This is a genomic window from Haloplanus sp. CK5-1 (assembly GCF_037201915.1).
Lineage (GTDB): Archaea > Halobacteriota > Halobacteria > Halobacteriales > Haloferacaceae > Haloplanus > Haloplanus salilacus.
On the sequence record NZ_CP147505.1, the window covers coordinates 14280 to 40328 of the forward strand.

The 26049-nt window shown below is 68.9% G+C and carries 29 protein-coding genes; 15 read left to right on the plus strand and 14 right to left on the minus strand.

Annotated features, from left to right (window positions below; translation table 11 throughout):
- Positions 1-12: 12 nt before the first annotated feature.
- From NBT81_RS00085 to NBT81_RS00100, 4 genes are read right to left on the minus strand one after another with little or no spacing between them, the layout of a single operon-like run.
- Positions 13-2085: a heterodisulfide reductase-related iron-sulfur binding cluster gene (locus tag NBT81_RS00085; RefSeq protein WP_338740162.1), complete on the minus strand. Its 2073-nt coding sequence runs from the start codon at positions 2083-2085 to the stop codon at positions 13-15.
- 45 nt (positions 2086-2130) lie between these two features.
- Positions 2131-2835: an energy-coupling factor transporter transmembrane protein EcfT gene (locus tag NBT81_RS00090; RefSeq protein WP_338740164.1), complete on the minus strand. Its 705-nt coding sequence runs from the start codon at positions 2833-2835 to the stop codon at positions 2131-2133.
- Entirely contained in the window at positions 2832-3548 is a 717-nt protein-coding gene (locus NBT81_RS00095; protein ID WP_338740165.1) for an ABC transporter ATP-binding protein, read from the minus strand. Before NBT81_RS00095 ends, NBT81_RS00090 begins: the two co-directional genes overlap by 4 nt.
- Positions 3545-4129 carry a biotin transporter BioY gene (locus NBT81_RS00100; RefSeq protein WP_338740167.1) on the minus strand — a complete coding sequence of 195 codons (585 nt, stop codon included), beginning with the start codon at positions 4127-4129 and terminating at the stop codon, positions 3545-3547. Before NBT81_RS00100 ends, NBT81_RS00095 begins: the two co-directional genes overlap by 4 nt.
- Positions 4130-4219: 90 nt before the next feature.
- Between NBT81_RS00100 and NBT81_RS00105 the strand changes: the two genes are divergently transcribed.
- Genes NBT81_RS00105 through NBT81_RS00135 form a run of 7 tightly spaced genes read left to right on the plus strand, consistent with a single transcriptional unit; the run spans position 4220 to position 10993 of the window.
- The gene (locus NBT81_RS00105; protein WP_338740168.1) at positions 4220-4819 is read left to right on the plus strand and encodes a conditioned medium-induced protein 4; all 600 of its coding nucleotides are present in this window, start codon (positions 4220-4222) and stop codon (positions 4817-4819) included.
- 37 nt (positions 4820-4856) lie between these two features.
- Positions 4857-8123, plus strand: coding sequence for a cell division protein (locus NBT81_RS00110; RefSeq protein WP_338740169.1), 3267 nt, complete (start codon positions 4857-4859; stop codon positions 8121-8123).
- The gene (locus NBT81_RS00115) at positions 8123-8404 is read left to right on the plus strand and encodes a hypothetical protein (RefSeq protein WP_338740170.1); all 282 of its coding nucleotides are present in this window, start codon (positions 8123-8125) and stop codon (positions 8402-8404) included. Before NBT81_RS00110 ends, NBT81_RS00115 begins: the two co-directional genes overlap by 1 nt.
- Before the next feature lie 50 nt (positions 8405-8454).
- Complete coding sequence (locus tag NBT81_RS00120; RefSeq protein ID WP_338740171.1) at positions 8455-8793, plus strand: hypothetical protein; 339 nt, start codon at positions 8455-8457, stop codon at positions 8791-8793.
- Positions 8794-8802: 9 nt separating this feature from the next.
- Positions 8803-9627: a hypothetical protein gene (locus NBT81_RS00125; RefSeq protein ID WP_338740172.1), complete on the plus strand. Its 825-nt coding sequence runs from the start codon at positions 8803-8805 to the stop codon at positions 9625-9627.
- Between the two features lie 17 nt (positions 9628-9644).
- Positions 9645-10328, plus strand: coding sequence for a hypothetical protein (locus NBT81_RS00130; RefSeq protein WP_338740173.1), 684 nt, complete (start codon positions 9645-9647; stop codon positions 10326-10328).
- On the plus strand, positions 10325-10993 hold the full coding sequence (locus NBT81_RS00135; protein ID WP_338740174.1) for a MinD/ParA family ATP-binding protein: 669 nt from the start codon (positions 10325-10327) through the stop codon (positions 10991-10993). Before NBT81_RS00130 ends, NBT81_RS00135 begins: the two co-directional genes overlap by 4 nt.
- On the opposite strand, the gene NBT81_RS00140 is transcribed toward NBT81_RS00135, so the two are convergent.
- A complete protein-coding gene (locus NBT81_RS00140; RefSeq protein ID WP_338740176.1) occupies positions 10972-11835 on the minus strand; it encodes a transcription initiation factor IIB family protein in 864 nt (287 codons plus the stop codon). The genes NBT81_RS00135 and NBT81_RS00140 overlap by 22 nt on opposite strands.
- Positions 11836-11997: 162 nt before the next feature.
- Between NBT81_RS00140 and NBT81_RS00145 the strand changes: the two genes are divergently transcribed.
- The gene (locus NBT81_RS00145) at positions 11998-12513 is read left to right on the plus strand and encodes a hypothetical protein (RefSeq protein ID WP_338740177.1); all 516 of its coding nucleotides are present in this window, start codon (positions 11998-12000) and stop codon (positions 12511-12513) included.
- A gap of 66 nt (positions 12514-12579) precedes the next feature.
- Positions 12580-13032 carry a peroxiredoxin gene (locus NBT81_RS00150; RefSeq protein ID WP_338740178.1) on the plus strand — a complete coding sequence of 151 codons (453 nt, stop codon included), beginning with the start codon at positions 12580-12582 and terminating at the stop codon, positions 13030-13032.
- A gap of 40 nt (positions 13033-13072) precedes the next feature.
- On the opposite strand, the gene NBT81_RS00155 is transcribed toward NBT81_RS00150, so the two are convergent.
- Genes NBT81_RS00155 through NBT81_RS00170 form a run of 4 tightly spaced genes read right to left on the minus strand, consistent with a single transcriptional unit; the run spans position 13073 to position 14996 of the window.
- The gene (locus tag NBT81_RS00155) at positions 13073-13819 is read right to left on the minus strand and encodes an AAA family ATPase (protein ID WP_338740180.1); all 747 of its coding nucleotides are present in this window, start codon (positions 13817-13819) and stop codon (positions 13073-13075) included.
- A 43-nt stretch (positions 13820-13862) separates the two neighbouring features.
- Entirely contained in the window at positions 13863-14072 is a 210-nt protein-coding gene (locus tag NBT81_RS00160; RefSeq protein WP_338740182.1) for a hypothetical protein, read from the minus strand.
- A 9-nt stretch (positions 14073-14081) separates the two neighbouring features.
- The gene (locus tag NBT81_RS00165; protein WP_338740183.1) at positions 14082-14480 is read right to left on the minus strand and encodes a hypothetical protein; all 399 of its coding nucleotides are present in this window, start codon (positions 14478-14480) and stop codon (positions 14082-14084) included.
- Between the two features lie 60 nt (positions 14481-14540).
- Positions 14541-14996, minus strand: a complete 456-nt coding sequence (locus NBT81_RS00170; protein ID WP_338740185.1) for a DUF2391 family protein — start codon at positions 14994-14996, stop codon at positions 14541-14543.
- A gap of 84 nt (positions 14997-15080) precedes the next feature.
- Here NBT81_RS00170 and NBT81_RS00175 point away from each other — a divergent pair, with 84 nt between their 5' ends.
- Positions 15081-16082 (plus strand): AI-2E family transporter, encoded by a 1002-nt coding sequence (locus NBT81_RS00175; protein WP_338740187.1) that lies wholly within the window; start codon positions 15081-15083, stop codon positions 16080-16082.
- A gap of 210 nt (positions 16083-16292) precedes the next feature.
- Here the strand turns inward: NBT81_RS00175 and NBT81_RS00180 are convergent, their stop codons facing one another.
- Positions 16293-17162: a sulfurtransferase gene (locus NBT81_RS00180; RefSeq protein WP_338740189.1), complete on the minus strand. Its 870-nt coding sequence runs from the start codon at positions 17160-17162 to the stop codon at positions 16293-16295.
- A 229-nt stretch (positions 17163-17391) separates the two neighbouring features.
- Between NBT81_RS00180 and NBT81_RS00185 the strand changes: the two genes are divergently transcribed.
- Together NBT81_RS00185 and NBT81_RS00190 are read left to right on the plus strand one after the other, a co-directional pair.
- Positions 17392-18174, plus strand: a complete 783-nt coding sequence (locus NBT81_RS00185; protein WP_338740191.1) for a sulfurtransferase — start codon at positions 17392-17394, stop codon at positions 18172-18174.
- 340 nt (positions 18175-18514) lie between these two features.
- A complete protein-coding gene (locus NBT81_RS00190; RefSeq protein WP_338742591.1) occupies positions 18515-19123 on the plus strand; it encodes a transcription antitermination protein in 609 nt (202 codons plus the stop codon).
- A gap of 81 nt (positions 19124-19204) precedes the next feature.
- Here the strand turns inward: NBT81_RS00190 and NBT81_RS00195 are convergent, their stop codons facing one another.
- Positions 19205-19468 carry a DUF7553 family protein gene (locus NBT81_RS00195; RefSeq protein WP_338740192.1) on the minus strand — a complete coding sequence of 88 codons (264 nt, stop codon included), beginning with the start codon at positions 19466-19468 and terminating at the stop codon, positions 19205-19207.
- Between the two features lie 126 nt (positions 19469-19594).
- On the opposite strand from NBT81_RS00195, the gene NBT81_RS00200 reads away from it, so the two are divergent.
- A complete protein-coding gene (locus NBT81_RS00200; RefSeq protein WP_338740193.1) occupies positions 19595-20431 on the plus strand; it encodes an alpha/beta hydrolase in 837 nt (278 codons plus the stop codon).
- 135 nt (positions 20432-20566) lie between these two features.
- On the opposite strand, the gene NBT81_RS00205 is transcribed toward NBT81_RS00200, so the two are convergent.
- On the minus strand, positions 20567-21307 hold the full coding sequence (locus tag NBT81_RS00205; protein WP_338740195.1) for a universal stress protein: 741 nt from the start codon (positions 21305-21307) through the stop codon (positions 20567-20569).
- Between the two features lie 2 nt (positions 21308-21309).
- Positions 21310-22740, minus strand: coding sequence for an APC family permease (locus NBT81_RS00210; RefSeq protein ID WP_425498699.1), 1431 nt, complete (start codon positions 22738-22740; stop codon positions 21310-21312).
- Between the two features lie 192 nt (positions 22741-22932).
- Between NBT81_RS00210 and NBT81_RS00215 the strand changes: the two genes are divergently transcribed.
- Both NBT81_RS00215 and NBT81_RS00220 read left to right on the plus strand, forming a co-directional pair.
- The gene (locus NBT81_RS00215; RefSeq protein WP_338740197.1) at positions 22933-24186 is read left to right on the plus strand and encodes an inorganic phosphate transporter; all 1254 of its coding nucleotides are present in this window, start codon (positions 22933-22935) and stop codon (positions 24184-24186) included.
- 159 nt (positions 24187-24345) lie between these two features.
- Positions 24346-25551 carry an inorganic phosphate transporter gene (locus NBT81_RS00220; RefSeq protein WP_338740198.1) on the plus strand — a complete coding sequence of 402 codons (1206 nt, stop codon included), beginning with the start codon at positions 24346-24348 and terminating at the stop codon, positions 25549-25551.
- 6 nt (positions 25552-25557) lie between these two features.
- On the opposite strand, the gene NBT81_RS00225 is transcribed toward NBT81_RS00220, so the two are convergent.
- Entirely contained in the window at positions 25558-25989 is a 432-nt protein-coding gene (locus NBT81_RS00225) for a universal stress protein (RefSeq protein ID WP_338740199.1), read from the minus strand.
- Between the last annotated feature and the right edge of the window lie 60 nt (positions 25990-26049).

Here is a 26049-nt window from a genome sequence, read left to right on the forward strand (position 1 = left end):
GGGAGCGGACGGTCAGCCGTCCGCTTGGGCATCCATCGCCGCGACCAGTAACTCCGTCAGGTCGAGGATATCCAAGTCGTCCTCGTAGCCACCGGTCTTGCGGCCGTCCTCGAACATCGTCGTACACATCGGACAGGCGACGACGAACGTCTCGACGGCGGGTCCGGTGTCCTCGACGGCCTCGCGGAGACGCTCCTCGCTCGGCTTCACGTCCTCCTCGACGTCGGTCCAGACGCCGCCGCCACCCCCGCCACAGCAGAACGCGTCGGCCCGGTTGCGCGGCATCTCCACGAGCGTCGCCCCCGTCGCACGGATCAGGGCGCGTGGCGCGTCGTACACGTCGTTCATGCGCCCGAGGTGACAGGGGTCGTGGTACGTGACGGAACGGTCGAGGGTCCGCGGTATCGAGAGACGCCCCTCGTCGACCAGTCGTTCCACCACTTCGGTGTAGTGGGAGACGGGAGCGTCGAAGTCGTCGAGGGTCTCGGGGTACTCGTGGGCGAACGTGTTGTAACTGTGCGGGTCGGTGCAGACGAGTTCGTCGAACTCGCAGGCCTCGAAGGCGGCGGCGTTGTCCTCGGCGAGGGTCTCGTAGAGACCCTCCTCGCCGACGCGGCGCACGTCGTTGCCGTCGTTCACCTCGTCCTCGTGGAGGATGCCGTAGGAGACACCCGCCGCCTCGAAGATGCGGGCGAGCGAGCGTGCGACGCGGCGGTTGCGCTCGCCGTAGGAGGGGTAGTCGCCGACGTACCACAGCAGATCGACCGACTCCTCGCGGGCGTCGGGCACCTCGAAGTCCAGGTCGTCGGTCCAGTCGGGGCGCGTGCGAGCGGGGTCGCCGAAGACGTTGCCCTGCTGGAAGGCGTTCATCATCGCGTCTTGGACGTTCCGGTCCATCTCCCCCGACTCCGTGAGCCGCCGGTTCATCCCCGTGAACTGCTTGACGTGTTCGATGTCGACCGGGCAGGCGTCCATGCAGGCCGTACAGGAGAGACAGGCGGTCATCGACTCGGCGGCGATCACGCTCTCGCCGCCGTCGGCGACGATGGGGAGGTCGTCCTCGCCCGCCGCCCGCGACTCGCGGTACGCCTGCAAGTCAAGGATCACGTCTCGGGGGTCGAGGTCCCGGCCGACCGCCGTCGCGGGACAGACCGAGGAACACCGTCCGCAGTTGGTGCAAGCGTCCTGGTCGAGCAGTTCGCGCCACGTGAAGTCCTCGACCGAGGCCGTGCCGATGTCCTCGGGCGCGGCGTCCTCGGGGACGCCCGGCAGCCGATTTCCGGCCTTCGGATCGCGAGTCACCACGTTCGCGAGCGACGTGAGCATGTGGACCGGCTTGGCGTAGGGGAGGAGGGCGACGAAGCCGAGTGCGAGCAGGGCGTGGGACCACCACGCGACGGCGTAGACCGACTCGGCCGTCGCGGGCGTGATGCCCGCGGTTCGGCCCGCGAGCGCCAGCGCGTAGCCGACGAAACTCACCGTCTCGAACGACGGGAACCCGGTACCGAGGATGCGCAGCGCCTCGACGAGATAGCCGCCGACGCCGAGGGCGAGGAGAGTGAGGACGAAGGCGTCGTCCGCCAGATCCGTGTGTGTCCCCCACAGGCGCGGGTCGCGGACACCGTAGCGCCGCCAGCACGCCATGCCGACGCCGACGACGAAGAGGAGGCCGAAGGCGTCGAGGACCAGCGAGTACGACAGGTAGAAATCGCCGACGAAAAACGAGTCCCGACCCAGCAGGAGAGTCCAGAGCTCCATGTCGACGGCGAGGATAGTCGTCCCGATGAGCAGGACGAGAAAACCCCACACGACGAACGTGTGCATCACGCCGGCGTAGACGTCGCGGTCGAACTGCGCCTCGTTCGTGAGCAACAGGCGGGTCGCGCGGGCGACGCGACCGGGAAGGTCGTCGAGGCGGGCGACGGGGTCGGCCGGCGCGTCGGCGTAGCGCGCGACCCGCTCGTAGACGCCGTACACGAAGACGAGGATGGCGACCGCCGAGAGGTAGTAGAAGGCGGCCTCGCCGACGTGACCGATCGTCCAGAACGTCTCTCGGGTGACGGCCCCGGACTGGAGGACGGGCATAGGTAGTTGGCGACCCACGCGGGGGTTAAAGGTTGCCACGAGGGATCAAACGACGGCCCAGACGAGGAGCGCGACGCCGGCGACGACGGCCGGGACGTCCCGCCACGTCGGATCGAGACGGGGGAGCGTCGGGTTCCAAGCGAAACACCGGGCCCGGAGCGCGAGGGCGAAGCGGTCGGCGCGGGCGAACACCCGCCGGAGACCGGTGACGCCGATCAGACGGATCCGCTCGTAGAGCGACCGCTCGGAGCCCAGCCGGGCGTCCATCGCCGCCCGGATCGTCGCGAGGTCGTGGCGGAGCAAGGGGAGAAATCGGAGGACGAACCCCACCCCGGCCCCGAGGACGACGCCCGCGCGGCCGGGGAGGAGACGCTGGACCGCGGCTCGGGACTCGCGGACGCGCGTCGTGCGGAGGTACGCCGTCGAGACGAGGAGGAGGAGGAGGACCCGATAGCTCGCCAGCGTGGGCGTGACGGCGTCGGCCGGGACGAACCACGGCGGACCGAGCGTCACCCCCTCGACCAGCGGGCCGGCGAGGAGGAATGGGAGGAAGGCACGATACGCGCGCAGGCTCCGGACGACGGGGGTCGCGGACAGCCAGCAGATCCCGAGGACGATAGTCGAGAGGGCGGCCAGTCCGCGGGGCGTGGTGTGGGCGAAGGCCGCGACGGCGAGGGCGGCCTGGGCGAACAGTTTGGTCCGTGGGTCGAGGCGGTGGACGGGCGTGTCGCCCTCGGCGTAGCCGATCATGGGGGGCGGACGCCGAGGTCGGTCAGGGCCGCGGGCGGCGGGTCGGTCGCGTCGAGCGCGACGCGACCGTCGGCCAGTGCGACCGTCCGATCGGCGAGGGCGGCGAGATCCCGGAGGTCGTGGGTGACGACGACGACGCTCACCCCCCGATCCCGGAGGTCGGCGAGACGGTCGAGGGTCGACCGTCGGGCGTCCCAGTCGAGGCCGGTAAAGGGTTCGTCGAGGACGAGGTGGTCCGGCTCCATCGCCAGCGCCCCGGCGATGGCGACGCGTTCGCGCTCGCCGCCGGAGAGTTCGTCGATGCGGTCGGTCGCCCGACCGTCCATGCGGACGGCGGCGAGGGCGTCGTCGACCCGGCGGTCGATCTCGTCGTGGGCGAGGCCGAGGTTCTCGGGACCGAAGGCCACGTCCGCACCGACGGTGGCCGCGACGAAGCCGTCGCGGGGGTCCTGAAACACCATCCCGACGTTCGATCGGGCTGCGACGGGGTCGGCGTCGACGGGGGTGTCGTTGACGCGTACCTCGCCGGAATCGGGTGTCAACAGCCCGTTGCACAGGCGGACGAGCGTGGTCTTTCCCGACCCGTTTGGGCCGGCGAGGACGAGGAACTCGCCGTCGTCGACGGCGAGAGAGACGCCGTCGACGGCGACGGTCGCGGCGTCGGCGTCACCCTCGCCGTAGCGGTAGGTGACGTCCGCGACCGTGATCGTCATCGGGCGACCAGGGCGTCGCTCCGGACGATGGCGACCGTCGCGGCGACCTTCAGGCCCGCCACGGGGAGGAAGGGGAGGACGACGGTCGAGACGGCGGCGACGAGGCCGACGGCTTGGACCAGCGAGTAGCCGACCGCGCCGGCTGCGTAGATGACGACGGTCCCGGCGAGGAGCGCGACCACGAGCCGCGGAACGGGGATGTCGTCCGGCGCGGTCAGCCCGTCGGCCCCGTGGGCGACGGTCCCGACCGTCACCGCGGCGAGCGGGAAGCCGACGAGGAAGCCGCCGGTGGGACCGAGCAACACGCCGAGGCCGGCGTTGCCGCCGGCGAACACCGGGAGGCCGAGGAGGCCGGCGAGCAGGTAGAGGGCGAACGCGACGCCGGCCCAGACCGGTCCGAGGACGACACCGGCGAGATACACCCAGAGCGTCTGGAGCGTGATCGGGACGTTGGGGGCGAGCGGGTGGACCATATCCACGGGGGCTGTGGCGCTGGTCGCCGCCGCGAACAGCACCGCGCGAGCGACGTTGCCGGTCGCCTCGTCGCCGACAAGTTCGACCGAGTCCGTTGGGGTCGACATACCACCCCGTCGTCCGTAAACCACTTAGAACCTCTTGGTTGACGAGCCGGTCGGCGACGGGTTTTTGCGTCCGAGCGCGGATCGTGTAATATGGACGAAAAGACCTCGGAACTACGGGACATCTTCGTCGACGCGACGGGGACGGAGACCGTTACGGAGCGGCAGGCCGAGCGCCGTGGGTCGATAACCGAACGCGAGGCGCCCGAAGAGGTCGCGGCGGAGGTGGACGACCTCGTCGCGACGATGCGCGAGCGCTACGATTTCCGGACGGACCTCGACGCCGAGGCGTACCGTCGGCTGGTCCGAGGCTTCCACGACGACGCGGACGACGCGGCCCTCGCCGAGGCGCTCGACATCCCCGTCGAAACGGTCGTCGACGCGCGCTTGGACCTCCACCTCGTGCGCGACGCCGACCGGGACGTGCCGAACTTCGAGGCGATAAGGGATCGGATCGTCGACGGCGCTGACGACGACGCCATCGCCGACGACCTGGGGGACGCCGAGACGCTGGCACACGTCCGACGGGTCGTCGAGAGCGAACGGGAGGCGACCCGCGCGAACGGCCGGTTCCGGGACGCCTTCGCCGAACTCCTGACGGACGCCGACCTCACCGGGCGGTTGGCGAGCGACTCCCGGGAGGACGGACTGGAGGAGGCGACCGAGGACATCGAGACGGACGTCTCGCTTTAGCGAAGACTCTTAGGGTATCGGGAACGAGCGACTGGCAATGGCGTCGTCCCCCACCGACGACCTGGTAGACCGATTCACCCAGTTCTACCGTAACTACTACCGCGACGAGATCGGCCGCCTCGCACAGCGCTACCCCAGCGAACAACGCTCGCTCCACGTCGACTACGACGACCTCTACCAGTTCGACCCCGACCTCGCGGAGGACTTCCTCGCCCAGCCCGACCAACTCGGCGAGTTCGCGGAGGAGGCCCTGCGGGTGTACGACCTCCCCGCGGACGTGTCGCTCGGCCAGGCCCACGTCCGCCTGCGCAACCTCCCTGACACCGTCGACATCCGGTCGATCCGGGTCCACGACAACCACGTCGGCCGCCTGATCGCCGTCTCGGGCATCATCCGCAAGGCCACCGACGTGCGCCCGAAGATCGTCGAGGCCGCCTTCGAGTGCCAGCGCTGTGGCACGATGACGTACATCCCCCAGACCGAGGGTGGCTTCCAGGAACCCCACGAGTGCCAAGGCTGTGAGCGACAGGGTCCCTTCCGAGTCAACTACGACCAGAGCGAGTTCGTCGACTCCCAGAAACTCCGGGTCCAGGAGTCACCCGAGGGACTCCGGGGCGGCGAGACCCCCCAGAGCATCGACGTCGACATCGAGGACGACATCACGGGCGAGGTGACCGCCGGCGACCACGTCACCGTCACGGGCGTCCTCCACATCGACCAGGTGACCGACGGCAACGAGAAGTCCCAACTGTTCGACCTCTACATGGACGGCGTGAGCGTCGAGATCGAGGACGAACAGTTCGAGGACATGGAGATCACGGAGGCCGACAAGCGCGAGATCGTCGAACTGTCCAACCACCCCGACATCTACGAGGAGATGGTCGCCTCCGTCGCGCCCTCCATCTACGGCTACGACGAGGAGAAACTCGCGATGATCCTCCAGTTGTTCGCGGGGGTGACGAAAGATCTGCCCGACGGCTCGCGGATTCGGGGGGATCTGCACATGCTGTTGATAGGGGATCCCGGTACTGGAAAGTGTCTGAAAGGTGATACGAAGGTGGCACTCGAGGACGGGCGTGAGGTGCCGATTCGCGATCTCGTAGAACGGAACCTCGACGATCCGACGCCCGTGGATGATGGCGTCTACGACGAGACCGACATCGGTCTGGTCTCGGTCACGGAGGACGGGACGGTAACGACACGGCAAGCGACGAGAGTGTGGAAACGGGAGGCACCCGAGCGACTGTATCGGATTCGGACGGCCAGCGGCCGGGAAATCGAGACGACGCCGTCGCATCCGCTGTTCGTACAGGCCAGTGGGCACCTCGAAGCGACCAGAGCCGACGAACTCGCGGTCGGTGATCCGATCGCAGTCCGGCCCAGCGACGCGACTGCCGGCACGAACCGAGAATCAGTTGGGCGAACAGCCGTCGTCCCGGACGGTGGCCCGGCGACCACCGACGGAGCAATCACGCACGGAACGAACGACGTAATCCGGGACCGGATCGAATCCATCGAGGCAGTCGAACCGGACGACGACTGGGTGTACGACCTCGAAGTCGCTGGCACGCACACGTACCTCGCGAACGGGATCGTCTCACACAACTCGCAGTTGCTGTCCTACATCCGCAACATCGCCCCCCGCTCCGTCTACACGTCGGGGAAGGGATCCAGTTCGGCCGGCCTGACCGCTGCGGCGGTTCGCGACGACTTCGGCGAGGGCCAACAGTGGAGCCTCGAAGCCGGGGCCTTGGTGTTGGCCGATCAGGGGATCGCTGCAGTCGACGAACTCGACAAGATGCGGTGTGTGACCGGCGACACGCTCGTTCATCTCGCCGACGGCACGGTCCAGCGTATCGAGGAGCTCACGCAGGACGCCGCTGCCACGGGAACGATCGAAGAACTCGACACCGGACGGACGATCAGGGACGTCGATCTCGACGCGTGGACGATGACCGACGACGGCCGGATCGTCTCCCGTCCCGTGACGGCTATCCACGAGTACGAGGCACCGGAGCAACTCACCGACGTGCGACTGGAGACGGGCGAACGGCTCACTTCGACGGCGGATCATCCCTTCTTCGTCTTCGAGGACGGGGAACGGGTCGAGCGGGGGGCCGCAGATCTGAAGGAAGGTGACCGGGTGTACGTGCCTCGAGACCTTCCACAACCGATGACTGACGGGGGAGCTAACGCCTTCGAGACTGAGAACAGCGTGTTTCGGACGGACGCGGCGAGCGAACTACCAGATGAATACGCGGATTCAGAGGACGTGATCCTGCGTCGGGTCACGTCCGTAGAAATCATCGATGCAGGTGAGCAGGGGACCGTCTACGACCTCACCGTCGAGGGAACCCACAATTTCGTCGCCAACGGGATGGTGGTGCATAATTCCGAAGATCGATCTGCAATGCATCAAGCATTGGAACAGCAAGAAATTAGTATAAGTAAGGCTGGAATAAACGCCACCCTCAAATCCCGGTGTTCCCTGCTGGGCGCGGCCAACCCCAAGTACGGCCGGTTCGACCAGTACGAACCCATCGGCGAGCAGATCGACCTCGAACCCGCCCTCATCTCGCGGTTCGACCTGATCTTCACCGTCACGGACCAGCCCGATCCCGAGGAGGACGCCGCCCTCGCGGATCACATCCTCCGCACCAACTACGCGGGCGAGTTGAACACCCAGCGGGCGGAGGTGGCGAACTCGAATCACAGTCAGGCGGAGGTCGAGGAAGTGACTGACACGGTCGAACCGGCCATCGAGCCCGACCTCCTGCGGAAGTACATCGCGTACTCGAAGCGCACCTGCTACCCGACGATGTCCGACGAGGCGAAGGCGGCCATCCGCGAGTTCTACGTCGACCTGCGGGCGAAGGGGGCCGACGAGGACGCCCCCGTCCCGGTCACCGCCCGGAAACTCGAGGCGCTGGTCCGCCTCGCGGAGGCGAGCGCGCGGGTCCGCCTCTCGGATACCGTCGCCCGGGAGGACGCCGACCGCGTGATCGACATCGTCCGCTCCTGTCTGCAGGATATCGGCGTCGATCCCGAGACCGGCGAATTCGACGCCGACGTGATCGAGACGGGCACCTCAAAGAGCCAACGCGACCGCATCAAGAGCATCAAGGACGTGATCGAGACGGTCGACGCCGAGTACGAGGGCGAGGCGGGCGCGCCGATCGACGCCATCGTCGAACGCGCCGAGGCCGAGGGGATCGAGGAGGAGAAGGTGATGGACCAGATCGAGGGGTTGCGGCGGAAAGGCGACGTGTACAGTCCGAGCACGGATCAGTACAAGGTGGTGTGATGGACCGCATCTCCGCGATCCGGAACGTCGAGGAGGCGCTCCGGTCGTTCGAGGAGGGGGAGGCGGACCTCGCGACGACCGAAGAGCGGGTGCTCGCGGCGCTCCGGACCTACGCCACCGAGTTCGGCGACGAGACGGAGCGTGCGGCGTACGTGGGGCGGGGAGCCGACGCCGTCGACGGTGTGGTCGTGGTCGCGTCGTCGCGCACCGAGGCGCGGGAACGGATCCGCGACCACGCCGCCGACGCGCCCGGAACGTTCGAGGTCGAGCCCATCGGTTGAGACTGCCGGATCCGACAGTATTAGGTGTACAGTGACGGCACGCCTCCGCCGTGTTGCTCGTCGTCATCTACTCGCGGGACGCACGAACCACGCTCCGCAACGTCTGCCGGAGCCACGAGTCGACGGTCGTCCGGCAACTGGGGCGGGCTGCGCTGTTCGAGGAGACGGAACTCGGCGCGTTCCTCGCCCTGCGGCTCCGGGCGAAACACGGCGGCGACGTACAGATCGAGCGCACCAGCCCGCTCAACGAGTTCGAATCCGTCCCCGAATCGGTTCGGGAGGCCGCGACCGCCTACGAGGACCGCGAGGCCGCGACGACGCCGTACGACAAGTTCGCGACGGGGACCGATCATCCACAACCGGACGCCATGCGTGACGCCGACCTGTAGGTGCCGAGTATGCACGTGCGTATCGACGGCGAGTGCCACGAGGGCGTCGCCATCAAGGTGACGGACGTGGACGGGCGGGAACTCGTGCGGGCCATCAGGGGCGAGGAGGCGTCGCCGAGTGTCGACTGTCCCGCGCCCGGCCCCGTCCACGGACACGTGGCGATTCTGCCTCCGAGGGCGTTCGACCGACGGGGGGCACTCGCAGCGACGGCCCGTGCGCTCGGCCACGAGTCGGCCACGCGAGCGGCGTTGGAGGACGCTCGGGCGGAACTGGCGTCGCTGTCGATGCCGGCGGTCGACGTGCGGGCGGCGCGGCGACGGGTCGCCGAGACCGGGTCCGAGGAGGAGCGTCTACGTGAGCGTGTCGCCGAACTTCGGGGGCGGCTACGGGCACGACACGAGACGGGCGCAGACACTACGGCCGTCGAAGCGCAACTGGACGAGGCGACGCGCCGCCTCTCGGAGGCCGAGACCGAACGGATCGCGGCCGAGCAAGCGCTGGACCGCGCGGAACGAGCGGCCCGGGAGGCCCGTGACCGGCGGGAGCGTCGCCTCGAACTCGAAGACCGGATCGCCAACCGCGAACGGGAGGTGCGCTACGACCTGGCGGCGGCGGTGTGGGAGCAGTTCCGATCGGCGGTCCACGCCGTACCCGGGAGCGCGACCGTCGGCCCGACGCCGGGCGAGTTCGACGGCGATCCGGCGACGGCGGCGCTCGCCGTAGCCCGCCTCGCACCGCTGGAGGCGCCGGTCGTCGTCGACGGCCTCGATCGGGTATCGGGGGCGGACGCGGCGGCGACGCTGCTGGACGCGCCGGTCATTTATACGCGGTGACGCGGCCACCCCGGAGCATGGACGCCGACTGGTCCGTCACCGGCCTCGACGGCCGCGACGACGTGCGCCTCGTGACGGTCGAACTGCGGAACCCGGACCCGGTGGACCGCCGTGTCCGGGTCGACAACCGACTCGACGGCCCCGTCCTCCCGCCCCGTCGGGCCGGCGTTCCCGATCCGGGGTGGGACCGTGACGGGTTCACCGGCGTCGTGCCCGCAGGCGAGCGACGTCCGCTCGGGTACGCCTGTCCCGCACCGCCGAGTCGACCGCCGGTGTCGGTCGTCGACGAGGGGCGGGCGACCGGAGGATCGGCCGACGACGACGCCGAGGTCGCAGTCCGGGAACTCGCCGACCCGCGGCCGCCGGCGGACGCTGTCCCGGACGCGTCGCCGGGAGGCGGGAGCGGAAGCGACCCGGAGAGGAACGCGCGGGGCGACGGGCCCCCGACTCCCGTCGCGTCGTGGCTGGCGACGGTCGAGCGTCGCATCGAACGGGGCGAGGGGATGACCGGCGCGTCGGTCGCGGCCACGGTCGAAGGGCTGGGGGCGGTCGAGGACGGCGGCCACGACGTCGCCACGCTCGACGCGCGGCTGTCGACCGACGCGACGACGCTGCGGACGGTCGCGGAGCGAGCGTCGACGCTGGCCGACCGGGCGGAAGCGGTCGACATCCCGGTCGAGGCGCTCCGGAGGCTGGCGTGATCGTCGCCGTCGCCGGTGGGAAGGGCGGTGTCGGCAAGACGACCGTCGCGTACAACCTCGGGGCGGCCCTCGACGCAGTCGTCGTCGACGCCGACCTGGGCATGGCGGACCTTCCCGATGGACGTGGACCCGACCTCCACGACGTCCTCGCGGGGCGGGCGACGGTGACGGAGGCAGTCCGCGGCGGGAGGGTGTCTATCCTCCCCTGTGGTCGCTCGCTCGCCGGAGCGCGTGCCGCCGACGTGCGCCGACTGGCGGACGCTCTGCGGGCGGTCGCGAGCGAGTACGGCGACGTGGTCGTGGACTGTCCGGCGGGCCTCCGCGCCGACGTGGGGGTCCCGCTCGCGGTTGCGGACGCCTGCATCGTCGTGGCGTCGCCACGCAGGTTCGCCCTCGCGGACGCGACACGGACGCGAGAACTGGCGCGCGAACTCGACGCCGGACTCGTCGGTGTCGCGCTCAACCGGACGACCGACGCCGACGACCCACCGGAGGGTGTCCTCCGACGGACCCTCGGCGCGCCGGTGTCGACGGTGCCGGCCGATCCCCGCGTGGGACGATCCGTCGACGACGAGCGACCGGTGGTCGAGGACGCGCCGTCGTCGGTCGCCGCCGACGCGTTCCGATCGCTCGCGACGGGGGTTCAGTCCTGTAGCAGTCGATAGGTGTTCCGGACGGTGACGGGCGTGACGTCGGCCACCTCAGCCGCGGCCGCCTGCGTGAGCGACGCGTCGGCCTCGCGTGCGGCCGTGTAGAGACACGCGGCCGCGACGCCACTCGGGTTCCGGCCGGCGGCGTCACCGGACTCGCGCAGACGCCGCGCGTACGACTCGGCGCGACGTCGGACCGACGCGTCGACGTCGAGTTCGCTGGCGTATCGTGGGACGTACTCGACCGGATGGATCGGGCCGGTCGCCACGTCGAGTTCGCGGTTGAGTGCGCGGTAGGCCGCCCGGTGTTCGTCTTCGGTCGCCTTCGCAGCCTCCACCACCTCTTCGACGGTCCGGGAGACGGAGCAGACCCGGCAGGTGGCGTACACCGTCGCGGAGGCGAACCCTTCGAGCGACCGCCCGCGGAGGAGGTCGGCGTCCTGTGCCGACCGGAACAGCGAACACGCCGACTCGCGAACGTGTTTGGGAAGTTCGAGCGCCCCGACGAGTCGGCGGACCTCCGTAAACGCGTACACCTGGTTGCGCTCGCGCTTCGTCGAGATCTGCGCGCGGTTGTGCTGGGTCCGCATCCGGGAGAGCCGCCGTCGCTTTCGCCCCTTGACTCGGGTCGACCGCCCGATGTCCGTCGAGAGCCCACGGTCGTGACGGGACTGGGTCAGGGGTGCGCCCGTCCGTTCCGGTTGGCCCTCGTCGTCGGCGAAAGATCGCCACTCCGGACCGTGGTCGATGCGGTACTCGTCGACGACCAGTCCGCACTCCCCACAGATCGTCTCCGTGCCGTCGGCGTTCAGTCGCCCGCTACACTCCGGACACTCCGCCTCGCGTGCCTGGCTCATCACAGTCGAAAGTTGGTCCCGATGGTGTATTTAAACGGGGGCGAGCGCCGGGGCGAACGGCGGCCACCACGAGCAAGAGCATACCGGTTACCGGTATGTTCGTGGGGCGACACCCCGCTCCGGCGGTGGGTTTTACACGGAGGGGGACACCAGACTCCCTCGATGGCGCTGTCGGACATCGCCGCGGGGATCGAGGTTCGGGAGGGTCAGCGCGACCGGGGCGTCACGACGGTCGACGCGACCGAGGACGGACTGGCCGCTCGGCTCGACGATCACGCGGAGCGACTGCCGTGTACGCCCGAGGCGGCCGCGAACGTCCTGGAGACCTACGCCGCGGGAACGAGCGTCGGCGACTGTGCCCGAGAGGCCGGTATCGCCCCGATGACCGCCGCCAAACTCCTCCACCGGTGTGGCGTCACGGGGGTGTCTCCGCTCGCCCCGACTGCGACACGGATTCTGCGCGATTGGCTGGACGGCGACCTCTCCCGATCGGAGGCAGTCGATCTCACCGGCGTCGACGAGGCGACGTTCGCGCTGGCGACGTTCGTGGAGACCCACGATCCGATCCCCGAGTTGACCGACGCCGTCGAGGGCGTCCTCGAACCGGACGCGACGGCGACGGTCGCCAAACGCGACGCGTTGGCCGAGACGATGAGTTCGGTCGACGACCTTCGGTAACCGTCCGCGGTCGACGACCGGAGCGCGGCGAACGCGTTATCCACCTTCGTCCCCCATCCGGAGTCGATGCTCGAACCCGGCGATCCCGCACCGGACGTGACGGCGCACAACCAAGACGGCGAGTCGGAGACACCCGACTTCGGCGGGCCGACGGTCGTCTACTTCTACCCGAAGGACTTCACCGGCGGATGCACCGTCGAGGCGAACGGGTTCCAAGCCACGCTCGCGGAGTTCGAGGAGCTCGACGTCGACATCTACGGCGTCTCGATGGACGACGTCGAGACGCACGCCGACTTCGCCGACGAGGAGGGCCTGCTGTTCGACCTACTCGCCGATCCGGACGGATCGGTCGCGGCCGCGTTCGGCGTGTCGACTGACGGTGGCCACACCGACCGGGTGACGTTCCTCCTCGGGGACGACGAGGTGGTCGAGCGGTACGAGCCGGAACTGGCGGAGCCGACGGGGCACGCCCGCGCCGTCCTAGAGGACGCCCGACGCGAGTTCGTCGTCGGCGGATAGGCCGCTCGTCGGGGCGTGAAAGCCGACGGCGGCCGAACGACTACCGCGGGACGTACTCGCCGACGGAGTCCAGCAGTCCGTACCCCGATCCGGCCGACGGATCGGCGTCGAAGACGAGACCCGCAACGTCGGCGACGCCGGTCGCCACGGACCGCTCCGACAGGCAGGTCGGTGCGGCCGCCGCGCCAGCCGTGGTTTCGGGGACGGTCGCGTCCGCCACGGAGAGGTCGCCGCGGACCGACACGACCCCGTCGAGGTCGACACCCACGTCTTCGAGGCGGCCGCGCATACGCTGGACCGCATCGCGACCACGGGCCGTCGCCGGCGTCACCACGACCGTCCGGTCGGCGGCGGTCACGGCCGCGACCGACTGGTTCGCCGCCACCGGCGGCGTGTCGACGAGGACGTGATCGAACGTCTCGGTCGCCGCGGCGATGCGTGACTCGAGGACCCGAGCGGCGTCGGGGGACTTCGCGCGGGCGAGCCGTTCGAACGGCGCGGCGGCCGGACAGCACACCAGCCGGCCGTCGGTGTCGTCGAGCGGGAACTCGACCAACCCGTCGGCGAGTGGGGCGTCGCGGTCGTCGGTCAGGAGCGTCGTCAGGTCCGGATCGATCCGCCCCGAGAGGTAGTCGGAGAGACCCTGCGTGGCGAAGGCGGCGTCGAGGATGGCCACCTCGCGGCCGTCGCTGGCCAAGAGCGCGCCGAGTTCGACCGCGAGTCGGGTGGTCCCGGCACCGCCGGTCGCCCCGACCAACGCCGCCGACGACGCGGGTGAATCTACCATGCGGCGACGTGTGGCGGCTTCGGGTAAAAGAATGGGGACGATCCTACGGCTCGGGATCCAGCGTCGGCAACCGCTCCCGCGCCGAGAAGTAGTACAGGATCACGACGAACCCGGCGGCGGGGACGACGATGCCGAGCCAGTACATCTCCGGATTCCGGAGGTTGCGGTGGCGCGCGTCGAGCGCCACCCAGACCGCGATCGGGAACTGGGCGAGGAGCGCGCCGACGAGCAGCGCCGGGACCGCGTCGGGCATGGGACGGCCTCAGTCCCGGGCGTCGGTGGTGTTGAGCCGGTAGTACGTCGTCGTCCCGTTGCCGGTGTCGACGTCCTGCTCGGCGACCATCCCCTCGGCGACGAGTTCGTCGAGGGCGTCGTCGACGTCGTCGACGAGCATCCCGCTCGCCACGACGTCACCCGCGAGGTCGACCAGTTCGTCCTGAATCTCGGTCAGCACCTCGCGGATCGTCTCCGGGCGGGCGTCGTTCCCGAAGTCGACGCCACGGACGATTTCGCGTCTGGTGTAGGCGTTGTCGACGTTGTCGGAGAGGAAGGCGACGATCAACTCCTTCTCGTCCTCGTACTCGCCGACCGGCGTCGTGTCGGCGGCATCGGCGTCGGCTTGGAGGGCACCACGGTCCCATTCGTCGTCTGAGATGGGCATACGATGCGATGGACACCGTCGGGTATGAACGTTCGGCCGGCGGCAGGGGGTGCCGACGGCTCAGAACAGCGAGTCGGCCGTCGCCGCGCCGACGACGCTGAACACGGAGCCGACGCTGACGGCCTTGAGCGTCACCTCGGCTGCGCGGAGGTCGACACCGACACCAGCGACGTCGACGAGTGGCCCGCCGGTCTCGCCGACGAACGTCGCGGGCGCGCCGAACGCCACGGCGAGGGCGAACACCGACCCGTAGGAGACGGCCACGAGGGAGAGAAACCGGACGGGAATCCCACCCACTTCGGTCTCGGCGTCTGGGTCGCGGTCGTCGGCCTTGTAGAGCGCGCCGTACCCGATCGCGAGGACGATCCCGACGGTTGCGGCGGTCTGCAGCCACGACATGCCGGCGGCGAGGACCCACACCTCCTCGGTCACGACGAACGGACCGGCGAGGAGGAAGCCCCCGACGATCTGCTGTGCGCTGTCGGCCAACTTGTACCGCCGCCGCGCTCCGACCATACACCGGGAGACACACGCAATGAGTAAAGCAGCGGTGGTTCCGGGCGGGAAACGGTTTTCTCCCCACCGACCGCACGTACCGGCGTGACGCTCGAACGTCGGCACGTCCTCGGTGCGGTGTTCGTGCTCGCGGTCGTCGGGACCGCCGTCCTCGTCGCAGACGTGTTGGCGACGGTGTTCTTCGCCGTGACGGTCGCCTATCTGCTCGTGCCGCTCCACGAGGAACTGACCAGCCGGGGGCTCTCCACGTGGTGGGCGAGCATCGCCGCGACGGCGGCGGCGGCGCTCGCGGTCGTCGCCCTCGCAGTCCCGCTCCTGTTGGTCGTGGTCGGCCGCCTCGACGAGATCCTCGCGATCCTCTCGTCGCTCCCGCCGACGCTGACGGTCGACCTCTACGGCTTCTCGGCGACGGTGACCCTCTCGGAGGCCAGGGCGATGGTCCTGGGATACGGGCGGAGCCTCGCCCGGTCGGTCGCCGTCGTCGGTCCCGTCCTGGCGCTCAAACTGACCGTGTTCGTGATGCTCGTGTTCGCCCTGCTCTCGAGGACCGCCGACGCCGACCGTGCGGCAATCGCCCTCGTCCCACAGGGGTACCGCGACCTGGCCCGGGGACTGGGGCGGCGGACCCGCGCGACCCTCTTCGGCATCTACGTCCTCCAGGCGGCGACCGCAGCCGGCACCTTCGTCATCGCGGCGGTCTTCTTTTTCCTGCTTGGCTACCCGTACGTCCTCACGCTGGCCGTCGTCGCCGCGATCCTCCAGTTCGTCCCGGTGATCGGTCCGTCGGTGTTGCTCGTCGTCCTCGCTGCCGGTCACGTGATCGCCGGCGACCTCGTGCAGGCGTCGATGGTCCTCGTCCCCGGACTCGTCCTGATCGCGTGGCTGCCGGACGTGTTGATCCGACCACGGCTCGCCCGCGAGACGGCCGACCTCCCGGGGAGTCTCTACTTCGTCGGGTTCGTCGGCGGTCTCCTGACGCTGGGACCCGTCGGAGTCATCGCCGGGCCGCTGGCCGTCGCGCTCGCCGTCGAGAGCGCCGAGCGCCTCTCGGCGGAGCTCAACGACGTCTCCGTCGCGGAGGATTGAGGGACACTCGATTCGAGGCCTCGTTCCCGTCGGTCACTCGGCCTCGCCCGTTTCGCGGCTCCCTACCGCTCCGCTTCGAGGGATCGGTCCCTTCGGTCCCTGCGCCCTCGCAACGCTCGCCGCTCCACTACGACGCCGCGTTCGCTCCGCTCACTTGGCGTCGCCCTTCTCCGCGGTTCGCTCCCGCTCACCGCTCCGTATCGAGGCCGACTAGTCGTCGGCCTCGCCCTTCTCGACGGGCGCGCCGACGAGGTTGCCCCACTCGGTCCAGGAGCCGTCGTAGTTGATCGTGTCCTCGTAGCCGAGCAGTTCGTGGAGCGCGAACCAGGCGACCGACGAGCGCTCGCCGATGCGGCAGTAGGCGACGGTCGTCCCCTCGCCGTCGATGCCTTCCTCGGCGTAGAGGTCGGCGATCTCGTCGCGGGTCTTGAACGTGCCGTCGTCGTTCGTGACGGCGGCCCACGAGATGTTCTTCGCGCCGGGGACGTGGCCGCCGCGCTGGGCGGTCTCCTGCAGTCCCGGGGGCGCGAGGATCTCGCCCGTGAACTCCTCGGGCGAGCGGACGTCAACCAGCGGCAGGCCGCGCTCGATCGCGTTCTCGACGTCCTCGCGGTAGGCACGGATGCTCTCCCGGGGACCCGAGGCCTCGTAGTCGACGGCCGAGAACTCGGGGACCTCGTCGGTCAGCGGATAGTCGTTCTCGAGCCAGTAGTCGCGCCCGCCGTCCATCAGGCGCACGTCGTCGTGGCCGTAGTACTTGAACTGCCAGTAGGTGTAGGCTGCGAACCAGTTGGAGTTGTCACCGTACAGCACGACGGTGGAGTCGTCGGAGATGCCGTGACTCCCCAGGAGGTCCTCGAAGTCCTCCTTCGAGAGGATGTCGCGCGTGGTCTGGTCTTGCAGTTGGGTCTCCCAGTTGAAGCCGATGGCACCGGGGGCGTGGCCCTCGTCGTAGGCTTCGGTGTCCACGTCGACTTCCACGAGTCGGTGGTTCGAGTCGTCACTCTGGAAGTCGTCGAGGTGGTCTTCCACCCAGTCCGCCGACACCAGAACGTCTTTCGCGTACGCTGAGTCTGACATAGCGATAGACCCTACGGCACCCTCCCGTATAATCCCCACACTGACGGCAGAGGCGGCCAATCCTCCACCGAACCGGAAAATGTTGCTACTACCTGGCCGGCCGAACGGTTCAGGACGCCGACTGTCCCGACTGACGACCGCCGGGCCGGGAAACAGGCGGCAAATATTGTCTCGGTGTGGGACGCGCCGAAGCGTCGTTTCTAAACCCGGCGGGGATGTACGGGTGGGTATGGACGAGAACATCGTCGTCTCCGTCGACTGGCTCGCGGCCAACCGCGACGCGGTGCGGGTGGTCGACGTGCGCGACGCGTGGGAGTTCGACGGTATCGGGCACGTCCCGGGCGCGGTCAATGTCCCGTTCGACCAGTTCCGGAGCGAAGCGGGCGACGAGGGGATGCTCCCCGGGCGGGAGCGGTGGTCGGAACTGATGGCGGAGGCCGGTATCGGGACCGACGACCCCATCGTCGCGTACGACGACGAACACGGGGTGTTCGCCGCTCGGTTTCTGGTCACGGCGATGCTGTACGGCCACCGCGACCTGCACTTGCTGGACGGAGACTATAGCGCGTGGAGTCGGGCCGAGGAGACGACGACCGAGACGCCCGACCCCTCGCCCGCGACCTACGAGGTCCGGGAGCCGGCGTCGTCGCCGCTGGTCGACTTCGAGACGGTCGAGGCCGCACTCGACACCGACGCGCTGATCGTCGATACCCGCGAGGCGTGGGAGTACGAAGAGGCTCACCTCCCGGGTGCGATCCAACTCGACTGGCGCGAACTCGTCGACGAGGACACCCGCGGGCTGAAACCCCGCGACGAACTGGAGGCGTTGCTGGCCGGCCGGGGAATCACCCCCGACCGCCGGATCGTCCTCTACTGCAACACCGCCCGGCGGATCAGCCACACGTACGTCGTCCTCCGGCATCTCGGCTACGAAACCGTCGACTTCTACGAGGGGAGTCTCACGGAGTGGACCGAGCGCGGGGGGCCGTTGGTGGAGGGCGACGCGCAGTGACCGCAGGGAACTGCGCGTCGTAGTGGAGCGGCGAGCGTTGCGAGGGCGCAGGGATCAAAGGGACCGAGCCCTCGAAGCGGAGCGGTAGGGAGCCGCGAAACAGGCGAGGCCGAGTGACCGACGAAAACGGAGCCCCGAACCGGAGTGGCGAGCGGGAGCGAGCCGCGGAGAACGGCGACGACTAGTCGGCCTCGTAGCGACCGCCGAACGGTAGCGGACCGCGCACCATCCACACGTTCTTCCGGCGACCGGGCGGCCAGCAACGGCTCCGGGACACCGGCGTGTGACCCGGCGAGTCGCTGGCGATGCATACAAACGACGGGCCGTCGTAGCGCCGGCCATGGACGGCACGACGCTCGTCGATAGGCTGACCGACGACCTGGAAACCGAACTCTCTCGACTCGGCTCCTCGAAGTGGCTGTACGCACTGACCGCCGGCGAGATGAACGGGGACGCGGTCCTGTCCGCGGCGGCGACGGACGCGGCGGCCGCGGCCGAGCGGTTCGAGGCGTGGGCAGACGACGGCGACGACGCGGTCCTGTTCGAAACGCTCGCGACGACCGCGGCCGACCGCGCCGAAACCGTCGCCGCCGACTCGGACGACGACCCCGCCGCCGAACGGACGTACGCGGCGCTCGCCGGGTTCGACGACCCCGTGGAGCGACTGGGCGGCGCGCTCGGCCACTCGCTCGTCCTCGACCGGACAGTCGGGCAGATGGTCGGCTTCTTCGTCGGCGACGCCGACCCCTCGACCGCCGGCACCTTCCGCGACCTCCGCGACGGGATCGACGCCGACCGCGACCGGATCGTCGACGCCCTCGACGAGAACTGCGACGGCGACGACTGGGACCGTGCGGAGACCGCCGCCCGGACGGTTATCGACGCGGCGTACGACGACTACGTCGAGATCCTCGAGTCGATGGGGATCAAGCCGAAGAACGTCTGCTGAGGGGAGTCGCTCGGCCGCGCGGATCGGCCGGCGTAATCTCCACCGGAAATGGAGGGGTTCGAGAGGCGTTCACACGGGACGTCAGACGCCTTCGATGGTCTCGCGGTAGGCGGTGATCGAATCCATCGCGGCGTCGATCCGCGCGGCCACGTCGTCGCCCGCGTCCGCCTCGAGCTCGCGGAGGGTGTTCTCGTGGCGGGCGAGGCGGCCGTGGTCCGCGCCGGTCTCGGCCAACTCCGCCAAGTGGTCGGCCTGCGTCGCCAGTCGCTCGCTGGCGTCACCGTCTGCCAGTTCTGCTGCGGCGTCCAGTTCGTCACTGGCTCGTTCGAGTTCGGATACCGTCATCGGCGGCCCTACGACTGCCACCCCAAAGTTCCTGTCCCCGTCTCCGTTCGTCTGGGAACGAGGCTCGTCCACGTCACACGCCAGCGGGCGGTACCGCTTTCCGGCAGCCAGTCGTAGAACGGGACCATGCCGACGTATCAGGAGTGGACCGACGCACAGGAGACGGCGAGCGTCGTCGTCGACGGCCACGACCTCGACGTTGCGTACCGCGACGAAGGGAGCGGTGATCCGGTCGTCTTCCTCCACGGTATTCCGACGAACTCGTACCTGTGGCGGGACGTGATCCCGCCCATCGAAGCCGAACGTCGGGTCGTCGTCCCCGACATGTTGGGGTACGGCAACTCGGCGATGCAGGACGGGTTCGACCGCTCGCTCCGCGCTCAGGAGAGGATGATCGACGGCTTGCTGGCCCAACTGGGCGTCGGGACCGTCTCGCTCGTGGGACACGACCTGGGCGGCGGGGTGTTCCTGCGCTACGCGGCGCACAACCCGGACGCGGTCGAGCAACTCGTCCTGTCGAACGCAGTCGCGTACGATTCGTGGCCGATCCAACGCATCACCGACCTCGGCCTCCCCGAGACGGCCCGCGAGACGACCCCCGAGGAACTCGGGGCACTCCTCGACGACCTGTTCCGCGAGACGCTCTACGAGGACGGCGCGAGCGAGGAGTTCCTCGAAGGCATGACGGAGCCGTGGAACTCCGAGACGGGCGTCACCTCGCTCGTGCGGAACGCGAGCGCGACGAACACGAACCACACGACCGAGGTCGATCCGACCGCGATCACCGCGGAGACGCTCCTCCTGTGGGGTGCGAACGACGAGTTCCAGGCGATCGAGTGGGCCGAGCGACTCTACGAGGATATCGACGGCTCCGAACTGATGGGGGTGGACGAGGCCAGCCACTGGGTGATGGCGGACCGACCCGAGGCCTACCGCGACCGACTGACCGAGTTCCTGTGTTGAAGCGGGCGGGCCGAACGGGGGCCCGTCGACGTCGGCGACGGGCCACGCTGCGTGACGACCGATTCGCGAGGGACGTCGGTGGCTGGCTCCGAACGTCGCCGGAGGTCGAGGGAACGTCGACCACGTCGCACGCCCTTATTCGGGGGAGTTCTCGTCGTCCGGAACCGATTCACGCTGCGCCACGAGGACCGGACCGAGAAACCGATCCGCGACCTGGTCGGCCGGCATCCCGAACACGAACGTCGCCAGCGACGGATCCGATTCACCCATGACGACCACATCGAACGCGTCGGCCGCGTCCACGATCGCGTCGAGGACGTCGTCACCGCGGTCGACCCGTGTCTCGATGGCCGAGGCGTCCGTGCCGAGATCCGCCAATCGGTCCACCAGTCCACCGAGGAGCGTCTCGATATCGTCGTCCGTCGTGTCCGCATCGGCGACGTGGTACAGCGTCACCGACGCGTCGGTCTCCCCGAACAGGCCCGCGACGACACGGGCGAGGCGGTCGACCCCAACGGCACCGCGAACGGCGACGAGGACGTCTTCCACCGGTCCGGTCGCGTTCGGGACGAGCGCGGCCAAACAGCCGTGTTCGGTCGTGATACGGTCGATGGTCTTCTGTCCGTCGTGGGTGAACACGAGTCGCCGCTCGACGGTCGCCCCTGCCTCCTCGAACATCGTCTCGTACTCGTCGAGGCGTTCCGTGGCTCGGTCCTCGAACTGCATCTGTGCCTGTCCGGTCGCCGTCTGTTCGGGGATGGCGTGGTATCCCAGCAGAACGACGTGGGCGTTCGCGAGGAGGTCGGGCACGCCCTCGGGGACGGATTCCCCTTCGAGGACGCGAATCGGGACGAGGATCGATGGTCGGTCCGTCATGGTCAGACGTCTCCTTTGAGTGTGACGGTCCCAGCGTAATAACGGTACCAGAGGTACGAGGCGATCATGACGACGACGCCGATACCGATCGATGCGGGTTGCATGAAGACGATCAGTCCGAAACTGGCGAGGGCACCGACGGCCGGAACCACCGGATAGCCGGGCACCCGGTAGCTGGGCGCGTACCACTCGGGGTTCCGCCGTCGCAACACGATCAGGGCGACACACATCAGCCCGTACATGATCAGGTGGAGAAACGAGGCGACCTCCGCGAGGAGTTCGACCCGTCCGGTCGCGACGAGGATCAGGATCGGGCCACCGGCGGCGAGGAGGGCGACGTGTGGCGTGCCGTACCGGAGGTTGACCTCGCTCGCTTTCCGGGGGAGCAGGGCGTCACGGCTCAGCGCGTACACCGCCCGCGAGGCGCTGAGGATCGACGCGTTCGCGCTCGAGAACGTCGCCAACAGCCCGGCGCCCAGGATCGCGACCGCACCGGGCAACCCGAGGAAGTCACGGGCGACTTCGACCATGGCCGTCTCCCCGAACTGTCCCAGCCGATCGGCCCCGAACGCGCTGGTCGCGACGAAGATCGTCACGACGTAGAAGACGGTGACGACGAGTACCGAGCCGACCATCGCCAGCGGGAGGTTCCGGCCCGGTTGTTTGATCTCGCCGGCGACGGTCGCGACCTGGGCGAACCCCAGATACGACGTGAACACGAGCGCCGCGGTCGTCAACACCGGAAAGTATCCCCTCGAGAAGAACTGCTCCGGAACGGTCCCGCGGCCGAACACGCCCACGGCGTCGAGGACACCGTACGAGAGAAACCCCGTGAGCACCACGAGGAGGATTCCCACGACGACGTTCTGAATCTTCGCGGTGTTCTCCGTCCCGCCGATACTCAACGCGGTCAGCGCTGCGCCGAACAGCAGTCCGATCCCGATGACGGGACTGAAGGGGAGTTCGACACCGAGTTCGGTGAAGACGGCGCTCGCGTAGTGACCGAGTCCGACCAGATAGAACGCGGAGGCGAACATCAGCCCCAGCCACAGCCCGAGGCCGACGATCGCACCGTAGGCCGTCCCCATCCCCCGGGAGATGAAGTAGTAGCCGCCACCGCTCCGGGGCATCGCCGTGGCGAGTTCGGAGGTCGGGAGCGCCACGAGCAACGCGATCAGTCCGCCGATCGCAAACGAGAGGGTGGCCGCGAGACCGGCGTTGTTCGCCGCCAACCCCGGGAAGACGAAGATGCCGGCCCCGATCATGGTTCCGATCCCGATCGCCAGTCCACCGACGAGCCCGATGGTCCGTTCGAGTTCGACGCCGTCGTCGTGGATCGTCGTGTCGGCGGTGACGGCCGCCGGCTCCGCCACGGGGACCTCACCGGCGACGTTCTCGCCCGTGCCCTCACCGTCGACAGGCTGTTCGGTCACACGGGACCGATAGTTTCAGCCGTCGGATAAATCCGCCGACCGGTCGTACGGCCCGGTTGTAAGCAGCCGGCGAGAGGGAGACGGACCCGGAGTCGTTCCGAGCACAGCTCGAGCGTGTGGACCGTCCGTGTCCGAAAGCACCACGGATGAACACGCCAATACGTCTGTGTCCGAAAGGATGGTCACTATACCATGGTGTCACTACTCGTCGTTGGTGGCCTGGTCGTCGCCGCGTTCGTCGGATTCAACATCGGAGGATCGTCGACTGGCGTCGCGTTCGGGCCTGCCGTCGGGAGTCGGCTCGTCAGGAAGGTGACGGCGGCAGCACTCTTCAGCGTGTTCGCGTTCGTCGGGGCGTGGACGGTCGGACGCAACGTCATCGTAACGATGAGCGAGGGCATCGTACCGGCCGCACAGTTCACCCCCGTGGCCGGTGTCGGCGTCCTGTTTTTCACCGGGCTCTCGCTGCTCGTCTCGAACCTCTATGGCGTCCCCGCATCGACATCGATGACGGCTGTCGGGGCCATCGTGGGGCTCGGGCTCGCGACGGGATCGCTCAACGAGACGCTGATGTTCACGATCGTCTCCGCGTGGATCGTCGCACCGCTCATCGGACTCGGAGTCGGGGCGGTCATCGGCCGGTACGTCTACCCGCAACTCGAAGCGAGGCTGTCGTTTACGCGCCTCGAACGACAGTTGGTGCAGATCGATCGGTCGGGGCGGGTTCCCCGCCTCCGATTCAACAGGAACGCGTCACCCCGTGACCTCGTTGGATCGGCACTAGTGCTTGCCATCGCCTGTTACATGGGCTTCAGCGCGGGCGCGTCGAACGCCGCGAACGCGGTCGCGCCGCTCGTCGGCAACGGCGCGGTCAGCATCGATCAAGGCGTGTTGCTGGCCGTCGGTGCCATCAGCCTCGGAGGGTTCACGATCGCCAGGCGTACGCTCGCGACGGTCGGTGACGGGATCACGGATCTCCCCATTCTGGCGGCACTCATCGTCTCCACCGTAGGTGCGACGATCATCACCGTCCTGTCGTACTACGGCATTCCGGCGAGCCTCGCAGTGAGTACGACCTGCTGTATCATCGGTCTCGGCTGGGGTCGAGCGAGCCGAGCCGCCACGCTCGCGGAACTCGCGACGCCGCCGTCCAAGGCCCAACCGGGGCCGAATCTCACGACCGGCGCCCTCGCCGCCCCGTCGGCCGAGGAGGCCGAACCGGCCGGACCGACCGTCGGTGACCTCGCGGCCGGCGAGGGGTCCGACACCGAGAGTCGACAAGACGATCCCCCGTCGATCCCACCGATCGGCGAGGAAGACATCGACGAACTGGCGGCCGAGAGTCTGTTCGACCCAGCGGCGACGAGTCGAATCGTCGTCCTCTGGATCCTCACGCCGTCACTCTCGATCGTCGGCTCGTACCTCCTCTTCGTTTTCCTGCTGTGAACCGGTCCGTGGTGTCGATACCCTCTCGAGGCGTGTCCGGCGGCGAACCGGCGACAAACGCGGGTGCTCAGCGATCCGATTCGCCGGACGAACTTTAATATCCGCGTCGGTCGAAGTGCGCGACATGGTTCACACCGCCGTCCGTGGAGGTCCCTGAACGTGGTGGGAGTCGGCTTCTGGGCGCTGGTCGGACTGGCGACACTCACCAGTCTCGCCACGGCGTGGACGCTCGGTGCCAACAGCAACTCGCCACCGTTCGCGCCGGCGATCGGTGCCAACGCCATCTCGACGATGCGGGCGGCCTTCCTGATCGGCATCCTCGCCGCACTCGGCGCACTCACCCAGGGCGGGGCGATCTCCGCGACCATCGGGGCGGGGCTCGTCGACGGCGTCCAGATCACGTCGCTGGCGGCGACTGCGGGCCTGCTGACCGCGACCGGGTTCATGGCCTTCGGCGTCTACACCGGCTATCCGGTCCCGGCGGCGTTCGCAACGACCGGGGCGATGGTCGGCGTCGGCCTCTCGCTCGGCGGCGACCCCGCCATCGACACCTACCGTCGCATCGCGCTCTTCTGGATACTCGTGCCTCCAGTTTCGGGGGGACTCGCCTACCTCACCGCCACCCTGCTCCGACGCGACGACGTCCCGGAGACGGTCGGCGTCCCGTTGCTCGCGGCGGTCGTCAGCGGCATCGTCGCCAACGTCCAACTGGGGGTCATCCCCTCGCCGCCCGACGCGACCCAGAGTTCCATCGCGGGGTTCGTCGCGAGGGGGGTCGAGACACCGACCGTCGGCGGGATCGACCCGCTGGCGGTGTTCGTGACACTTTCGGCCGCCGCGGTGGGGTTCCAGTTCGTTCGCCGGCGGACGCAGGCATCGGTCGAGGACGGCATCCGAACTTTTCTCGTCCTCCTCGGGAGCGTCGTCGCCTTCTCCAGTGGTGGCAGTCAGGTCGGGCTGGCGACCGGACCGCTCGAGAACCTCTACGGGACCGAACTCGGGTTGCCCGGCATCGTCCTGCTGGCGCTCGGCGCGGTCGGCATCCTCGCGGGCGCGTGGATGGGTGCGCCGAAACTGCTTCAGGCGACCTCCCGCGAGTACGCACAGTTGGGAGCCAGACGCTCCATCGCCGCGTTGGTTCCCGGGTTCATCATCGCGCAACTGGCCATCGCGCTGGGGATCCCCATCTCGTTCAACAACATCATCATCTCCGGCGTCATCGGCGGCGGACTCGCCGGTGGCTCGGCGGGCGTCTCTCGCCGAAAGATCGGCGTGACTCTCGCGTTTTGGCTCATCACTCTGGTCACCTCCATCGCGATCGGGTTCGGGCTCTACAGGGCCTTCGCCGCGGTGCTCGGCGGGTGAGGCCGGTTAGCGGACGACGGTCACCGTCACGGGGGCCTCGCCGACGACGCTCGTCGCCACGGTTCCGAGCAGCCGACGAGCGATATCACTCCGCTGACCGCCGTGGCCACCCATCACGACGTGATCGACGTCGTTGGCGTCGACGTAGTCGAGGATGGCCTCGGCCGGATCACCGGTCTCCACCGCCGTCTCGACCGTCCGGTCGAGGTCGGTGGCCCGCGCTCGCGCCCGATCGACGATGCGGTCGCCCCGGTCACGTGCGCTCTCGCACCGGTCCTCGCCGGGTTCGAGGATACCACCCTCGCTCATCGCCCCGTCGATCGGCGTCACCACGTTCAGGACGGTCACCCGACAGTCGAAGAGTTCGAGCGCCCGTTCGAGTGCCTCGTCCGCCAGCGGCGATCCGTCGAGCGGGACGAGGACGTGCGATGGCGCCATGGGTGGTCTTGGGCCTACGCATACATATCGACGGTGGTCGTGGACCCGCCCCCGCCACGC

Excerpts from the sequence above, each read along its gene's own strand:
- NBT81_RS00215 (WP_338740197.1), top strand. The coding sequence starts at position 22,933 with ATGGTGTCACTACTCGTCGTTGGTGGCCTGGTCGTCGCCGCGTTCGTC.
- NBT81_RS00205 (WP_338740195.1), bottom strand. The coding sequence starts at position 21,307 with ATGACGGACCGACCATCGATCCTCGTCCCGATTCGCGTCCTCGAAGGG.
- NBT81_RS00125 (WP_338740172.1), top strand. The coding sequence starts at position 8,803 with ATGCACGTGCGTATCGACGGCGAGTGCCACGAGGGCGTCGCCATCAAG.
- NBT81_RS00200 (WP_338740193.1), top strand. The coding sequence starts at position 19,595 with ATGCCGACGTATCAGGAGTGGACCGACGCACAGGAGACGGCGAGCGTC.
- NBT81_RS00150 (WP_338740178.1), top strand. The coding sequence starts at position 12,580 with ATGCTCGAACCCGGCGATCCCGCACCGGACGTGACGGCGCACAACCAA.
- NBT81_RS00195 (WP_338740192.1), bottom strand. The coding sequence starts at position 19,468 with ATGACGGTATCCGAACTCGAACGAGCCAGTGACGAACTGGACGCCGCA.
- NBT81_RS00140 (WP_338740176.1), bottom strand. The coding sequence starts at position 11,835 with ATGAGCCAGGCACGCGAGGCGGAGTGTCCGGAGTGTAGCGGGCGACTG.
- NBT81_RS00115 (WP_338740170.1), top strand. The coding sequence starts at position 8,123 with ATGGACCGCATCTCCGCGATCCGGAACGTCGAGGAGGCGCTCCGGTCG.
- NBT81_RS00160 (WP_338740182.1), bottom strand. The coding sequence starts at position 14,072 with ATGCCCGACGCGGTCCCGGCGCTGCTCGTCGGCGCGCTCCTCGCCCAG.
- NBT81_RS00145 (WP_338740177.1), top strand. The coding sequence starts at position 11,998 with ATGGCGCTGTCGGACATCGCCGCGGGGATCGAGGTTCGGGAGGGTCAG.
- NBT81_RS00170 (WP_338740185.1), bottom strand. The coding sequence starts at position 14,996 with ATGGTCGGAGCGCGGCGGCGGTACAAGTTGGCCGACAGCGCACAGCAG.
- NBT81_RS00100 (WP_338740167.1), bottom strand. The coding sequence starts at position 4,129 with ATGTCGACCCCAACGGACTCGGTCGAACTTGTCGGCGACGAGGCGACC.
- NBT81_RS00110 (WP_338740169.1), top strand. The coding sequence starts at position 4,857 with ATGGCGTCGTCCCCCACCGACGACCTGGTAGACCGATTCACCCAGTTC.
- NBT81_RS00225 (WP_338740199.1), bottom strand. The coding sequence starts at position 25,989 with ATGGCGCCATCGCACGTCCTCGTCCCGCTCGACGGATCGCCGCTGGCG.
- NBT81_RS00165 (WP_338740183.1), bottom strand. The coding sequence starts at position 14,480 with ATGCCCATCTCAGACGACGAATGGGACCGTGGTGCCCTCCAAGCCGAC.
- NBT81_RS00095 (WP_338740165.1), bottom strand. The coding sequence starts at position 3,548 with ATGACGATCACGGTCGCGGACGTCACCTACCGCTACGGCGAGGGTGAC.
- NBT81_RS00105 (WP_338740168.1), top strand. The coding sequence starts at position 4,220 with ATGGACGAAAAGACCTCGGAACTACGGGACATCTTCGTCGACGCGACG.
- NBT81_RS00185 (WP_338740191.1), top strand. The coding sequence starts at position 17,392 with ATGGACGAGAACATCGTCGTCTCCGTCGACTGGCTCGCGGCCAACCGC.
- NBT81_RS00155 (WP_338740180.1), bottom strand. The coding sequence starts at position 13,819 with ATGGTAGATTCACCCGCGTCGTCGGCGGCGTTGGTCGGGGCGACCGGC.
- NBT81_RS00180 (WP_338740189.1), bottom strand. The coding sequence starts at position 17,162 with ATGTCAGACTCAGCGTACGCGAAAGACGTTCTGGTGTCGGCGGACTGG.
- NBT81_RS00085 (WP_338740162.1), bottom strand. The coding sequence starts at position 2,085 with ATGCCCGTCCTCCAGTCCGGGGCCGTCACCCGAGAGACGTTCTGGACG.
- NBT81_RS00130 (WP_338740173.1), top strand. The coding sequence starts at position 9,645 with ATGGACGCCGACTGGTCCGTCACCGGCCTCGACGGCCGCGACGACGTG.
- NBT81_RS00090 (WP_338740164.1), bottom strand. The coding sequence starts at position 2,835 with ATGATCGGCTACGCCGAGGGCGACACGCCCGTCCACCGCCTCGACCCA.
- NBT81_RS00190 (WP_338742591.1), top strand. The coding sequence starts at position 18,515 with ATGGACGGCACGACGCTCGTCGATAGGCTGACCGACGACCTGGAAACC.